15 protein-coding genes are annotated in these 15019 nt (G+C 45.4%); 4 read left to right on the forward strand and 11 right to left on the reverse strand.

The annotated features are described in order from the left end of the window. Positions 1–66: 66 nt before the first annotated feature. On the forward strand, positions 67–966 hold the full coding sequence (locus GJQ68_RS15100) for an ROK family protein (RefSeq protein ID WP_162418110.1): 900 nt from the start codon (positions 67–69) through the stop codon (positions 964–966). 135 nt (positions 967–1101) lie between these two features. Here GJQ68_RS15100 and GJQ68_RS15105 read toward each other — a convergent pair whose 3' ends face one another. Both GJQ68_RS15105 and GJQ68_RS15110 read right to left on the reverse strand, forming a co-directional pair. Then, entirely contained in the window at positions 1102–1662 is a 561-nt protein-coding gene (locus GJQ68_RS15105; RefSeq protein ID WP_162418112.1) for a DUF1349 domain-containing protein, read from the reverse strand. 49 nt (positions 1663–1711) lie between these two features. Then, positions 1712–2479, reverse strand: coding sequence for a hypothetical protein (locus GJQ68_RS15110; protein WP_162418114.1), 768 nt, complete (start codon positions 2477–2479; stop codon positions 1712–1714). 145 nt (positions 2480–2624) lie between these two features. Here GJQ68_RS15110 and GJQ68_RS15115 point away from each other — a divergent pair, with 145 nt between their 5' ends. Continuing rightward, a complete protein-coding gene (locus GJQ68_RS15115; protein WP_162418115.1) occupies positions 2625–2816 on the forward strand; it encodes a hypothetical protein in 192 nt (63 codons plus the stop codon). Positions 2817–2916: 100 nt separating this feature from the next. Here the strand turns inward: GJQ68_RS15115 and GJQ68_RS15120 are convergent, their stop codons facing one another. From GJQ68_RS15120 to GJQ68_RS15160, 9 genes are all read right to left on the reverse strand, one after another. After that, on the reverse strand, positions 2917–3963 hold the full coding sequence (locus GJQ68_RS15120; protein ID WP_162418117.1) for a hypothetical protein: 1047 nt from the start codon (positions 3961–3963) through the stop codon (positions 2917–2919). A 282-nt stretch (positions 3964–4245) separates the two neighbouring features. Next, complete coding sequence (locus tag GJQ68_RS15125) at positions 4246–4965, reverse strand: sulfotransferase-like domain-containing protein (RefSeq protein WP_162418119.1); 720 nt, start codon at positions 4963–4965, stop codon at positions 4246–4248. An 8-nt stretch (positions 4966–4973) separates the two neighbouring features. After that, positions 4974–5888 carry an aminotransferase class IV gene (locus GJQ68_RS15130; RefSeq protein WP_162418121.1) on the reverse strand — a complete coding sequence of 305 codons (915 nt, stop codon included), beginning with the start codon at positions 5886–5888 and terminating at the stop codon, positions 4974–4976. Between the two features lie 63 nt (positions 5889–5951). Then, positions 5952–6926, reverse strand: coding sequence for a Kelch repeat-containing protein (locus tag GJQ68_RS15135; RefSeq protein ID WP_162418123.1), 975 nt, complete (start codon positions 6924–6926; stop codon positions 5952–5954). 195 nt (positions 6927–7121) lie between these two features. Continuing rightward, on the reverse strand, positions 7122–8417 hold the full coding sequence (thrC, locus tag GJQ68_RS15140; RefSeq protein WP_162418125.1) for a threonine synthase: 1296 nt from the start codon (positions 8415–8417) through the stop codon (positions 7122–7124). Between the two features lie 27 nt (positions 8418–8444). Then, entirely contained in the window at positions 8445–9389 is a 945-nt protein-coding gene (locus GJQ68_RS15145) for a homoserine kinase (protein WP_162418127.1), read from the reverse strand. A gap of 1 nt (position 9390) precedes the next feature. Next, a complete protein-coding gene (thrA, locus tag GJQ68_RS15150) occupies positions 9391–11838 on the reverse strand; it encodes a bifunctional aspartate kinase/homoserine dehydrogenase I (protein WP_162418129.1) in 2448 nt (815 codons plus the stop codon). Between the two features lie 316 nt (positions 11839–12154). Further along, on the reverse strand, positions 12155–12835 hold the full coding sequence (locus tag GJQ68_RS15155; protein ID WP_162418131.1) for a GIN domain-containing protein: 681 nt from the start codon (positions 12833–12835) through the stop codon (positions 12155–12157). 19 nt (positions 12836–12854) lie between these two features. Beyond that, positions 12855–13535 carry an SDR family NAD(P)-dependent oxidoreductase gene (locus GJQ68_RS15160; protein ID WP_162418132.1) on the reverse strand — a complete coding sequence of 227 codons (681 nt, stop codon included), beginning with the start codon at positions 13533–13535 and terminating at the stop codon, positions 12855–12857. Between the two features lie 82 nt (positions 13536–13617). On the opposite strand from GJQ68_RS15160, the gene GJQ68_RS15165 reads away from it, so the two are divergent. Together GJQ68_RS15165 and GJQ68_RS15170 are read left to right on the forward strand one after the other, a co-directional pair. Next, the gene (locus GJQ68_RS15165) at positions 13618–14502 is read left to right on the forward strand and encodes a mechanosensitive ion channel family protein (RefSeq protein ID WP_162418134.1); all 885 of its coding nucleotides are present in this window, start codon (positions 13618–13620) and stop codon (positions 14500–14502) included. After that, entirely contained in the window at positions 14489–14827 is a 339-nt protein-coding gene (locus tag GJQ68_RS15170) for an MGMT family protein (RefSeq protein WP_162418136.1), read from the forward strand. Before GJQ68_RS15165 ends, GJQ68_RS15170 begins: the two co-directional genes overlap by 14 nt. Positions 14828–15019: the final 192 nt, after the last annotated feature.

Raw genomic sequence — 15019 nt, forward strand, 5'->3', positions numbered from 1 at the left:
TACTGCCGGGAAATTCCGGCATCACAATTAAGTATAATCGGGCAATGCCCGAAAATCATTTAGAAAATGAAAGCAAGCAAATTGGTTCTTGGATTGGATATCGGAGGCACAAAAATCAGCTCTGGAATGGTCCGCGACGGGAAAATTATCGAGCGAAAAGAAAGCCGAACTCCTGCCAGTTTACCTCAGGAAGAAATTTTAGAGGCAATATCTTCTCAAATCGCAAGTTATACTTCGTCAGGATTTAAATCGATCGGGATCGGAATCCCAGGCCTGGTAGACCCCGGGGAAGGCATCGTTTACAACCTGGCCAATATCCCATCTTTTCAAAAAGTCAATTTAAAGGCCTATCTGGAGAAAAAATTTAACGTGCCAGTAGCCATAAATAACGATGCCAACTGTTTTGCTTTGGGAGAATATAAATTTGGGCCGGCGCAGCAGCACCGGCATGTTATTGCCATTACCCTGGGTACGGGCATCGGCACAGGAATCATTGCAAACGGGCACCTTTATACCGGAAGGCTCTGTGGAGCGGGCGAATGGGGGGCTGTTCCCTACCTGGACCAGACCTTCGAGGATTATTGTAGTAGTAAGTTTTTTAAAAGGGAATACAAGCTAAGTGCCAAAAAGCTTTCCGTGAAAGCAGAGCAAGGTGATCAAAAGGCACTCGATATCTTTGAAGCCTATGGTAGCCATCTCGGGCAGCTGATATATAGGCTTCTCCTAGCCTACGCGCCTGAGGCCATTGTGATTGGCGGTTCCATTCGGAAAGCTTACCCATTCTTTAGAAATGGCCTACAAAAGACCATTCACCAATTTCCCTACAAACCCATATCTGGAAACCTAAACATCTATGTATCCCAGCTAGAGGATTCTGCCATTCTAGGAGCGATTTCATTGGTTGAAGAGAATCAATTTCTTGTCAGCAGCGAAAATCCCGTCGATGAAAGCACCTCCTTGGCTTAAGGCTACCCGTAAACCCTCACCACCGCGGCAACGATGATTGGCATGGATATAGGCCCCATTCATTCATTTCAGGACCGGCTACAGGAGACCATTTAGCAATACTCCAGGGGTTTACGGAAGCTATCTTTTCCTGATTTATCCTTCCTTTATTTCCAACGAAATAAAATTCGTCTCAAACCCCTGCCCTTTTGGAGAAGCTGCCATGATGCCTACCTGGAGGGAAGGACCAGGAGGGAAATAAGCCAGTCGCTGGGTTTCAAAATTTTCCGAATCGGTACTAAACGAAACTTCCACATAATCCCCTCCCCGTTTTACTCTAACCCAAAAATCAATGGGCACTTCCTTTAACTCCCGTACGGACCAATCCGAGAAATCCCTGGTTAAGACGGTACTGGCCTTTGCCATGCCGGATACGTACTCAATACCTGCCTTTATCCAGTTGCTATCATCCAATCGCAACATAAGTCCGGCCTGGTCATACAAATCCCGATAGGTTCCGGAAAATTGAAGCTGGCAGGTAAAGGGCCCGTTGATTTCCCGATAAAAAAAATGCCCATCGTTTTTGACGAAATCATAGTGAGTAATCCTCCAAAAATCGGTTTGCGTATCGGTAATCAAAATCAAACGGTCCTCTTTCAGAGACCACTTGCGAGGCTCATTCATCCATCGAAATCCTTCCCATTGATTTTTAGGCATATTTTAAGAATTTTGTTCGTCACCCCATGTAACTACCAGCTATTTTAGTCTACTTTTTGGTTAAAGTTACCTTGATTTCCTGGTAATACAAAACCGTCATTCCTTCAAACCCCGAATCCGTACCAACGATCAACCAAAGGTTTCCACTACTGTCAGCACGAACTTCCTGAGGACGATTTCCATTGTCCCGCATGATCATTTCATAGACAAAGTCATCTCCCTCTATGCCAATGGTACCCAACCCATACATGTCTTCGCCATCCTGCGATTGATTTCCTTTATCAATGTTCATCCGTAGATAGGTCGTTGATGCCTCCTCCACCGGTTCGGGTAGGGGTTCCCGGTCGACCGCTCCCGCTTTTAAAAACACCGAGCCACCTGGGCTTCCGCCAATGCCAACGGAGCTTTCGGGATAGCTGGATGCAAGGGTGACTTCAAAAACCACCTCATAAGTAGCTCCAGGATCCAGTCCGCCTATTTCCTTTTTGAGAAACATAAATAAATCATCGCTTCCGTTCTGCCCCTGTACGCGTATGGCCCGACCACTTTCTCCCGTTTCCTCCGGCAAATTGTCCAGACTAACTTCTAGTTCAAACCGATCGTGTGCATCAACAGGCAAATCCGCAAATCCACCTTCCCATCCATTCATACCCGACTCAAAGGTATCTGCTATTACCACTTCGTCGGGTTCCGGTTGGGGTGTTTCTTCCACACATCCAGACACAAGCAACAATAAGCAAAATGATAGGTACCCTATCTGAAATTCTTTCAATGTATTTCTAAGTTTTTGCGCTGTATTATTTTTGTCAGCTTTCATAGAAACATTCGTTTAACTGGTTTAAGAAAAGGTTCTATATTGGATTTCCTTCCCTACAGGAAATCCACAAGAATCAAACCAGATGCTACCATTTTTTTACGGCATGATTTTAGACAACTTTTTCTTTGAATCAAACTAAAAAAACATGCAACACCGCACGCAATTTCAGGTTTTCGTTTACAATTTTAGTTTAGCGAAAGATGAGGTGGATAAAGGATCCAATAGAAAGACCCCTGGCACCGCTGGAAGTGGTCCGAGACCACCTAAAAGGAATGAATATCCTGACCAGGAAAACGAATCCGAAAAAAAAGATAAAAAAACGAAAGAAAAGCACTAAATGCTTTTCTCCGATTTCCAGATTTAAGGAAAAGGTCTTACCAGACGGTAAAACCCTAACTTTCCTATGCGACCCTTTCTGAACAAAAAATAATCAGAAATCAGGTAACGTTAATGACCATTTTGCCCAGAGATACCACTATTTTCAACAAACGATCGTGGATATTCTTACGTGAAGTAGCGAACGATTCTTTGTTGTAACAATCTGTAAAATCACTGAGGTGTAGGAGCAATTTATCTCCCCCGTCGATCAGCTCCACACTGATTTTAAGACCACTGCTGTACTCCAGTTGTACGATATCCAATTGCCGAAGCTCCGGCTCACTTTTTCTTCCGGTTAGTTTATTGAAAAATAATTGTTTTTTGTAATCCGAAATACTAACCAACTCCTCATGCATGGCATCGGAAGGAGGTTTGGAGCGGAATCGGTCAAAAATCTTTTTGTTTTCCCCTTCAGAAGTAATGTTAAATGTCTTTTCACCATACAGCTTGTACTTGATTTGAAGGTCCACGTGAAAATCAAACAACGTTTTTTCCTGCTGTTTCAATTTTTTGACTTGCGAAAAAATCAGGTCCAACTGCTTGGCCACGTTTTTCTCCTTCTCCAAATCCATGAGCACATGGTTTCGCTCATCAAAAGCAAGGAATTGAGTATACGCATCATCCATGGTCATGATTCTTTCCCGCAGATCTTCGTACCCGGAGTGAGACTCTTTATAGGCTCCGTTATTTTTGGTGACAATTTTATCTATTTGTTGGGACAAAACAATCCCTTTGATCACTAACTTATCTTTTTCCTCCCCAAATTCAGGGTATCCGTCCTCCGTTAAAAAGGTGTGGGCCAAAAGCGCTGCCTGTTGATGCGCTGTAAATACCAGAAACCTGCCTTCCGGATTGGGATATCCGATAATGGTCCGGTTGAGCGAATGATCGAATCCCACTACAAAATCATAATCCTGGCCCTTGATTTTTTCCAAAGCGGGAAGCAAAAATTTATAATTTAAATTCTCATCCGAGTTCTTTTCGGGAGCATAATAATGAGATTCCAAATCAAATTCATTAATATACGTTGCCCCCTTTTCTGGTTCTGGCAAGTAAATCAATCCTTTGGGCATCACATTAACTTCAACAGGCTGGTCGTTTTCCATTGGTACGTATTTTCAATTTTGAGGATGTACTTTAGTTGTGTACATTACCGATGTGCAGGCCCGGATGATCAGCGTAAATTCTCCTGAATTTCCGGGCGGAAGGAATATGCTACAAAATTATGTTTTATAAAACGACAAAGCAAGCGGGAAACCCATGCATTATAAAATTACCCCTGATTCCAGGTGATTTTTCTTACTAATCTCCCTCTTTCGTGACTATTCTTTCCTCACGAAGATAATAAGCAACGCCTTATCCTTTATTTTCAACAAGCTTACTACCGATCAAAGGGAGTAATCCAGTAATTTCTGATAAAGGGGCTCGCATTCATGATACAAAGGCAATAACTGCACCGGAAGCTCTTCTATCTTTTCAGTATACTGCTGAAAGCCGGTAGACCGGTGGACATTTTGGTACCAATAGCTGGCCCAGCACCCATCCTCCGGAAGCGGCCCTGGTTTCCAGGCAAGCATATTAGGATCGAAGGGAATACTACACTCCATACACAACTGTCGAAGTTGCGTTTCCGGATCCAGAAGGAACTTTTTGGCCTCTACTACCACAAAAGGGAAATCATTTTTCCTCAGGTATTGGAGCAGGTTCCATTGCATGGCGTAGCCTACATCCTCCATTACGGGTTTGGCTATCACCTTGGAGAAAGACAAAAGCATTTCCCTGGGGTTCCGGGTTAGAATTACGTTCATTCCCTGCTTCATGAAGGACCAATCGAGTTCAATCAGGTGGTGGGTCATGTTTTTAAAAAATAATAAAGGCTTTCCTGTTTTGGAGAGCATGTGCTGCACTACTTTTTGTCCATCATTTTCCATTTGCTGCAGTATTAACTCCGAAGCAGGATGGTAAGGCCGGGCAGGGGATCGACTTAAGTAATGGGCGTACAGCGGCTCATCTTCCACTAAACAGTCTTCCCGTTGGGAAAAACTGTACATCAGGGCCGTGGAAATATTTCGTGGGCCGGACCATAAAAATAATCGTTTGGTAGACATGGGGTTACTCAAGAGTGAATTGCCTGTAAAATAAGTTCTTCATACCAGGTGCTCAACTGCCGGGTTACAGGTCCTGCTTCTGCACCTCCAATAGATTTGCCATCAATGTTTACCACCGGAGTAAGCCCTCCAAAGGTACCGGTGACAAAGGCTTCATCTGCCCCATAAACATCAAATAGGGAGAAGTTTTTTTGATAGCAAACTACCTCTTTGGCCTCACATAGGGCTATTACTTTTGAGCGGGTTATCCCGTTCATACAGTACTGTCCGGTAGAAGTCCACACCTCCCCATCTTTTACCATAAAGAAGTTGGTAGCATTGCAAGTGGATACGAAGCCATTCACATCCAGCATCAAGGCCTCATCTGCGCCCGCCTCGATGGCCTGCATGAGGGCCTGCACTTCATGAAGTTTGCTGTGGCAGTTTAGCCGTGGGTCCAGGTAATCGGGGCTTCCTCTTCGGAAGGTACTGGTGAAAAGCCGAATTCCCTGATTTTTACTTTCCGCTGCCGCTTGTTTATGCTCGGCGATGATCACCAGATTGGGACCGGAAATCGTAAGCCTGGGATCCTGTGAAGGTGTTTTCTTAATCCCCCGGGTGACCATTACCCGAACGTGAATGTGATCATGCATGTCATTCACCTCAAGGGTCTTTCGAATATCGTCTATCAACGTTTCCCTTGAAAACGGAAGGTCAATACCAGTCACTTTTGCCGATTGCCACAGCCGGTCCAGGTGCTGTTCTATAAACACTAATTTTCCCTCATGAACCCGGAAAGCTTCCCATACCCCATCGCCAACCAAATACCCACTGTCAAATACAGAAATTTTAGCCTGATCCCGGGCATGGAAGGTGCCATTAATAAAAATCTGTATGTCCTTGTTTCTGGGATCTTCCTTTGCCTGATGTGTACCCTTAACCATTTTTTCTATTCAATTTTACCTAATTCTAAATCCAGCCTGGCTTGCTGGATCAACTAAAAAAAATCAATCTTTCGCCATTACTTCCAAGCTGTTCAGTTCCGGATTGCCTCCCCGGTTTCCACAACCTGCCGCCAAATACAAATCTCCCCCAATATCCACGACAGGAAACCCGTGCCTTCCTCTTTCAAGTCGATTCAATAGCATCCATCCTTCGGTGGGATGAAAATATTCGACTTCATCGTGGGCTTTTACCTGAGCATCGCTTTCTCCTCCTAATACCAAAAAACCCTCCTTGTAGGCAATCGTCGAACTGCCGGCACGCTCGGTCGGAAGCGGATGGTCTTCCAAGGTCGTCCATTTACCACTGTCAAAGTCGTATACATCTACCTCTTCATAGGTAAGTTCAAAGCCATGCCCCTCTTTGGCAAAGGATCTCCTGCCACCCACAGCATATAACAAGTCATCCACTACTACTGCTTGAAAATGGTCCCTAAGCCTGGGCATGGAGGGCAATGTTTTCCACTCACCCGTCTTTGGGTCGTATTCGTCTAAGTAGTCCCTGTTTTCAGCCCAATGGCCATCTTGCGCGCCACCCAGCAGGTAAAACTTGTCCCGGTACACTACCACTCCGGCTGCTCCCCTCCTACGGGATTCCGGGATTTCATGACTTTTGGTCCAGCTATCGTCCCGGGGATCGTAAATGTACACGTGACTTACCGGCGTTTCATGGGGGTAACCTCCGGTGAAAGCCCCTATAACATATATTTTCCCTTGATAAGGTACTGCCTGAAAGTGGTGCATTTCAAAGGGAGCGTAACCTTTAGTTTCCCATTTGTCGGTAGACGGGTTGTATTCTTCCACTGGTTTTTCCCCTCTTCCACCCATCAGGTACAGTTTGCCTCCCACCGCCGCACCAGCACATTCGTGTCTGGCGGTACAAGTTGTTTCAGGTTCCAGCGTCTCCCAGTCCTGGGCATTTGCCGGCAGCAGGAGGCCCAGCAATAGGCCCTGCAATGCAATCATTTGTATCCACTTCATAGTTGGTTGGGTTCTTTTGTTGTACTTGTTAGATGTGAAAGTACAAAATTACAGGGTTTGTAAGGGATAAATGTAGAAGCTTTTTTCAGCTCCCTTAGAGACAGGTCTTTTTTTCGAATTGCCCTTCCTATTTTTTTACGTAATTACCCGGAGAATACTTCCCTGTTTTGAAAAGCCTTGAGGGACTTTTTAAATTTAATTCTCAAGCAAATACCGCTTGAAATCCTCGTAGTCATTGGCCATCTTATCCGCTTGCTTCTCCTGCTTCATAAAGGCCTGCAGACGTTCCGGCAGGGGTAGTTGGATTTTCAGGGTTTCTTCCACTACATTCCTGAATTTCCCGGGATGAGCTGTCTCCAAAAACACGCCCTGATATTGCTCAGAAGCAGCTTCCATAAAATCTTTCAGCCCCAGGTAAGCAATCGCACCATGGGGATCCATGATGTAGTCGGTTTGTGCCCGGACCTTTCGCATCGCTTCCCGGGTCATATCATCGGTATAAAAAAATCCTTTTACTCGTTCCTTGAGTAAGGATTCATCGTTTCCAAACAAAGCAAGCAAGCGGTAAAAATTGCTGGGATTCCCGACATCCATGCTATTACTGATGGTCTGTAAGGAGGGCTTCGCAGAAAAAGCGGTTCCATTCAGGTAATCCGGCACCACTTTATTAATATTCGTAGCTGCTACAAAATAGTCAATAGGCAAGCCCATTCTCTCTGCCAGTATCCCCGCAGCAAGATTGCCAAAATTACCACTCGGCACCGCAAAAACCGTTTTTTGATTATTCTGAGGTAGTCGGGACCAGGCATAGAAGTAGTACAGGCACTGTGGAATCCACCGGGCGATATTAATTGAGTTGGCAGATGTCAGTAACACCTTACTGTTCAATTCCGGATCCAGAAATGCCCGTTTTACCATTTGCTGACAATCGTCAAACACGCCATCTACTTCTATGGCCCGAACGTTTCCTCCCAATGTGGTAAATTGTTTTTCCTGAAGCTCACTCACTTTACCAGAGGGGTAAAGAATGACTACTTCCACTCCCTCCACCCCATAAAAGCCATTAGCTACGGCACTGCCGGTATCTCCTGAGGTAGCCACCAGCACTTTTAATTCCCGCTTGTCCTGAAGCATGCTCATGAGTTTAGAGCAAAATCGGGCACCAAAATCTTTAAAGGCAAGGGTGGGGCCATGAAACAATTCCAAACTGTAAATTCCTTCTTCCACCTGTACCAAAGGGGCATCAAATACCAGGGTATGGTCTACCAATTCCTTAATCTGGGCAGGGCTCAGGTCGTCGGAAAAAAGTGCCCCCATGATTTCGTAACCCATTTCCCGGAACGAAAGCGTGGGTAATTGCTCAAAAAAACGTTTGGGCAATTCCGGTACTCTTTCAGGCATATACAGCCCCTGGTCCGGAGCCAGGCCTTTTATAACGGCATCTTTTAAGGAGACTTTATGATTCGAATTGTTGGTACTGAAATAGTTCATGGTAACGCTACCTGGGTGTCATGTGGATCAAATTTCCTCGTCAATGATGTAAGCCCCCCTGGTGTTAATGGCTGAAACATACAGGTCTATGGGCAGTTGCATGGCATCAAAAATTTTCTGTGCCATTCGGCTCACTTCCCAGGCGATTTCCTCGGAAGGAGATAAAATAAAGATGGTGGGGCCGGACCCTGAAATACCACAACCCAAGGCTCCTGCGGGCTTGATTCCTTCCTTAACCTCTTCGTAGCCCGGAATCAATACAGATCGGGAAGGTTCCGCGATGACATCGTTCAGGGAGCGGCTGATAAGTGCCATGTCTTCCTGAAAAAGACCCGCTACCAACCCCGCTATGTTTCCGGACTGCGTTGTCGCATCCTGAAGGGAGACATTTCTTCTTAACACACTTCTGGAATCGGAGGTATTCAGCACCAGGTGAGGGTGGACCAGCGTGCAATACAAGCCTCTGGGCACGTGCAGGGGAATCACGTCCAGGGGATGGTATTCCCGGATCAGCACAAACCCTCCCAGCAAAGCTGGTGACACATTATCCGCATGCCCTGCTCCACAGGCAATCCGCTCCGATTCGATAGCAAAAGGCAACAAATCCTTTTTCTCAAAGGGATTTCCCAATAAGGTATTGGTCGCCACCAAAGCAGCGACTGCACTGGCGGCACTGGAGCCCATTCCACTTCCGAGTGGCAAGCCTTTGAAAAGTTCGATTTCCACCCCGCCCTTGAAATCAAGTGCATCTAACATGGCGCGAATGGCTACCGAGCAAGTGTTTTTATCGGCTTCATAGGGAAGCTTCCCCTTGTCACCCTCAATCCTGATCACCCGAATACCAGGGGTATCCGAAAGGTACACGCTGACTTTATCCCCAAGGTCTTCGATGGCAAACCCCAATATATCGAACCCGCAAGAAACATTTGCCACGGTGGCCGGTGCGAATGCGGTGACTTTTTGCCTTTCCATTTTATCTCGAATAATTTCCTAACCTGATGATGTCTGCAAATACGCCGGCTGCCGTTACATCTGCCCCGGCTCCCGGTCCCCTGATGATCATGGGAAACTCATGGTACCTCTCCGTGGTGAAGAGGATCATGTTATCACTTCCTACCAGGGAATAAAATGGGTGGTTGCTAGCTACCGACTTTAATCCGACGGTTGCTTTTCCATTTTCAAGGACAGCCATGAAGCGGAGTTTTTCATTCTTTTGGTCTGCCTCGTCTAATAGCTGCTTGAAATGCCCATCGTGCTCCTCTAACTTTTGCAGAAAAGCCTCCACCGACTCGATATTGGCACAATCTTCCGGAACCATACTTTGAACCGACACATCGTCAAAATGCATCTCCTGCTCTGCTTCTCTACCCAAAATAAGAATCTTTCGGGCCACGTCCATCCCACTCAAATCATCTCTGGGATCCGGTTCGGTATACCCTTTTTCTTTGGCCTGTGCCACTACCTTACTAAAAGGAGTACCTTTACTAAGCTCGCTAAAGATGTAATTCATAGAACCACTTAGCACTCCTTCAATTCGGATCACCCTGTCTCCACTCAAGATCAGGTCATGCAGGGTATTGATGACCGGAAGTCCTGCCGCCACGTTGGTCTCGTAAAAGAACTTAATATTACGCTGATCGGAAAGCCTTTTCAGGGATTTATATTTTTCCAGCGTGCCGGAGTTGGCCTTTTTGTTTGGGGTCACAATGGCCACTTTTGATTCCAGCACCCGCTGATAGGTATCTGCTACTTCCTGGCTGGCAGTACAATCCACCAAAACAGAATTGGAAAAATTCATACTGTTCATGGTATTCAGGAATACCTGAAGATTCATGGGCAGATCTTTTTCCGAAGGTACGGGCAAGGTGGAAAGGTCAAAACCATCTTCATCGAAAGCCATAAAACGGGAATTGGCCAAGCCGTGGATTTTGATATCCAACATGTTATCTTCCTGCAATTTGGCCAGTTGGCTATGGATCATTTTTATGAGTGTTTTCCCTATCAGCCCCACTCCGATCAGAAACACGTGCAATACCTTATTATCGGACAAGAAGAACGCCTCGTGAAGGGCGTTCAGTCCTTTCTGAAGATCAGACTGTCTGATGACAGCCGAAATATTCAATTCAGAGCTGCCCTGGGCAATCGCCGAAACGTTGATATTATTTCTTCCAAGTGCCTGAAATAACCTGCCGCTGGCTCCCGGATGATGCTTCATGTTTTCTCCTACCACGGCTATAACAGCCATATTAGGCATGATTTGAACTTTATCCATCTCGCCGGCCAGGATTTCGTATTGAAATTCCTTTTCGAGCACTTCTCTGGCCATGTCTGCATCATCGCTTTTTATGGCAATGCAAATACTGTGTTCCGAGGAGGCCTGACTGATCAGTACCACGTTTACATGTGCCTGGGCCAGGGTTCCAAAGACCCTGCTACTCACTCCTACGACTTCCACCAGCCCGGAGCCCTGTACATTTAATAAAGAGATGTGGCTTAAGGAAGAGATCCCTTTTATCAATTTGGTGTTTTCGGAAGATTCGCAAATAAGCGTTCCTTCTTCTTCCGGGTGAAAGGTGTTTTTAATATAAATGGGCACCTTTCGCTTCATGGCTGGCTGCATGGTAGCCGGAAAGACCACCTTGGCTCCAAAATGAGAAAGCTCCATCGCCTCGCTGTAGCTGAGCTGAGGTATGGTGATGGCGGAATACACCAATTTCGGGTCTGCGGTCATGACTCCAGTCACATCCGTCCAAATTTCCAGGCTATCCGCCTTTAACGCCGCCGCAAAGATCGCGGCGGTATAGTCCGATCCACTTCTTCCCAGGGTGGTGGTTTCGCCCTTATGGGTGGAAGCCACGAACCCGGTAATAACCAGCAACCCCTTGTGTTTGGAGTAAAAATCGTATATCAATTGGTTGGTGGTCGGAAAAATCACCTTGGCATTTCCAAACCGATCGTTGGTGCGGATCAGGTCTCTGGCATCCACAAAATGGGTGTCCAAATCAATTTCCTTTAGTGCCTCTGCCAGAATAAAGGCCGAAATTCGCTCCCCAAAGCTTACGACATAGTCTGAGGTACGAGGCGAAAACTCTTTGATCAGAAAAATCCCATGATACAAATCTTCCAGTTCGTTGAACCGTATTTTTACATAGGTCAACACGCTGGACTGCTTCTGTACAGGAATCAACTGCTTGACCAGTTGCAGGTGTCTTTTTTCCATTCCCCGAAGCAGTGGCTGGTAATCGGGATCGTTTTGTCTGGCCAGATGTGCGCACATCAGCAGGTTTTCCGTTACCCCTCCAAAGGCAGAAAAAACAACGGCCAACTCTTCCTTTTGGGATGCATTTTTTATGATGGATAGCACGTTCTGTATGCTATCCAAATCAGCGATTGACGAACCTCCGAATTTTACTATTTTCATTGCTACTTATTTCGGTTAAAATGTAAAAGAAAAGGTGGTGGAAGACCTTTTTGGGATTAGGGCACTATGGATCTGCACACGGGATTACCCCGTGATGGAAGTGGTGGTGGTACGGCTCAAAAAAATGCTGCAGCCAGCAAGCGGAACGGGTCCGGTTGCCAAGGGATTGAAAATACTTCTTACTGCGAAAACCATGCGTTTTTGTTTGAAGGCACAATTCTAAGGACAAATTTTATATAACACAAGTTTTTTAGACTAGAAATGCCCATAGGCATATAGATAAAAAACCGTTTGCAAATCAGGCGTTCATGCTGCGTCACCAATTTTCGATCGCACCACCAATACTCTCTTTGATGTCCAGCACGTTTGGATCTCCTTTATATTTGATCCGGCCCCGGGTAGCGGCTGATCCTTTGAGGGATTCCAACACTTCAAAAGAGCCCGATGCGTTGGTATTGGTGCGCACCTCCGCATTAGTGACCACGAGGCCTTCCCCATCTATTTCAGCATTGGTAAAGGCATTATAATCCAGATTGTTGGCATTGCCTTTGACATACATTTTGGAATTTGTCTCTGCCCACAGATACAGGTCGTCTGCATTTACTTCAGCTTCCAGATAGCCGTTACTGGCGACCTGCAGCCGGATGGATTTCTGATCTAACACCCCTTTTATAATTGCTTTGGCACCGGCATCCACTTCCACATCATCCAGTAGCTTATAGCTGATCACCACTTTTACAGCGCTGGATTTAGGATTACTACCGGAAATGCTGACTGCCAACTTCCTTTTCTTTATTTCCGTCAGCACCTTTTCCGGTGCTATCCCGGATGCGGTGATGGTAACCTCATATTTATCTCCCGGCACCAGCTCCGCCTCAATGGAGTTACTCAGCACTAACTGATCAAATGCATTCAGGGTTCTGGTTTCCGATACCGTTTGGGCTTCCGCCATGAATCCGATCAGAATCAATGAAACAACTGCTAGAAATCCTTGCATACTCATATCCATTTATTCATTAATACACGCCACCATATAATTTAAACGTCATGTTTCTCAGGGAAGCATTAGTAGCTGCGTAGTGCATGGCTTCTGCTATTTCTGAAGGTTTAACCCATTGACCAAAATCCGCTTTGGGCATGGACTCCCTGTTTTGCGGGGTATCGATGATACTGGGCACAAACACATGCGACCTCACCTTTAGGTCGGCTGTTTCATTGGCCGTAAACTCCGCCAGATCGATCACCAGTCCTTTACTTAGTGCATAGGCCAAAACGTCTTTCCCTTCTTCGGGCTGCAAGGCAGGTTTAGCCCCGACAAAAAGAAAGGTGCCATTATTCGCTTTTTTCATTATGGGTAGAAAATATTTCACCATATTGAATGCACTGAAAAAATTAAGACGGATCATCTTATCCAAATCCTTCGTGCTGGTGGATTCGATTCCCCCCATGCCAAAACCGCCCACCAGCAAGGCTACGCATTCCAGGTCTCCATACTGCATCTGATATTCTTTGCTAAAGGCTTCCACCGAACGCTCATCGGAGACATCCACCTGGTAGGTGTCGTCGGCATCCTCCACCTCATGCCCACTGTCCGGTTCAATGACAGCGATGACTTTAAACCCTTCTCGTTTGAACTTATTCACTACTGCCCCGCCTAAATTCCCTGCACTTCCCGTAATGATAATATTTCTATTCATGCTATTATTTAGTTTGGTTACAATCCGGTACTTTTGCATGGCAAAAGCCAAAACATAAAATTAAGATTTATTTTTAAGAAACATGGTCGAATTAGGAAAAAGCAAGTTGGAGGCAAATGAACGGAGAAGACGGGTTGTTTTTGTATTAAAAATTCTTGCCTACCTTATTTTAGCATTTCTCCGGGAGATCCTTGATTGGGAGCGAGATCCCCTGCTGCTCCGATTTTCTTCCATGATGGACGCCCTTGTCTTTCTTCTGGCAGGAAACATACTGATTTCCCTGGGAAGGCTATTCCTGGTTCGATTTTACCTGAGAAAAAAGAAATCCGAATCATTGCATTCTAATTTTGTACTGGGAATCAATCACATTGCCAACATGCTAAATGTGATCTTTTTTCTGTTTGCCGTAATGATTTTTTTCCAAATTAAACCCATGGAGTTCCTCGGTAGCATCGCTCTGGTGGCTGCGGCTATTGCGATTCTATCCAAAGATTACATCACCAATATGTTTAACGGGCTGATTATCATGTTTTCAGACCAGATTACCCTAGGGGATTTCATCCAAATCGCCGACCAAAAAGGAATCATCCAAGACATCACCCTACTGAATGTAGTACTAAATAATGATGACGGCGACCTGGTATTGATTCCTAATAGCCTGATCCTTTCCTCCCAAGTGGTGAATCACAGTCGCCAAAGCGTACGAAGACTCACCTTTGAGTTTGAAATGAGCAATCGCCCAAGCCTAAACGTGGACCGGACCGAAGAAAAACTTAAACTTACCCTAAAACCCTTTCATCAGGAAATAAAAGCAAACGGAATAAACCTGAAGGCGCTCGATATCAGGAAGGACACCGTTAAATTAAAGTTGCAAATCCAATTAAACACCCCTTCCAAGCTGGCTGAAAAGAAAATCAGAAGACTTGTCAACCAAACCCTCATTGATTTGGAACATGAAGCAGGATAAGATCAATTTTTTTGACATGGTGTATCAGGTCGTAATGCTAATTCCCGAAGGAAGGGTCAGTACCTATGGGGCCATTGCAGCCTATTTGGGTAGCAAAGGGAGTGCCCGCATGGTCGGCTGGGCCATGAATGCCTCCCATCAGCAGAAGGACATTCCCGCACACCGGGTGGTAAACCGATTTGGAATGCTAACAGGTAAAAACCACTTTCAAGACATTAACGCCATGCAACGGCTCTTGGAAAAAGAAGGGGTTGCTATCGAACAGGATCAGGTCAAAGATTTTGAACGGGTTTTTTGGGACCCTACCCAACACCTCATCCACTAAAGCACCGATTTTAAGTTTCCGGTCCGGTACCGGAATGTCAGCTAATTCATTGCTTTTATATTGTGGTTTTTTGAAACAAATTATGAGCAGATCTGTTTTACAAAATATTTAAGTATACAGGTTTAAAATTAACTATTTATTAATTTTTTAGGCTTTAATATTACCATTATCAAAAATTACCTTTGAAAATTA

This window comes from Cyclobacterium roseum, from assembly GCF_010119225.1.
Taxonomy (GTDB): domain Bacteria; phylum Bacteroidota; class Bacteroidia; order Cytophagales; family Cyclobacteriaceae; genus Cyclobacterium; species Cyclobacterium roseum.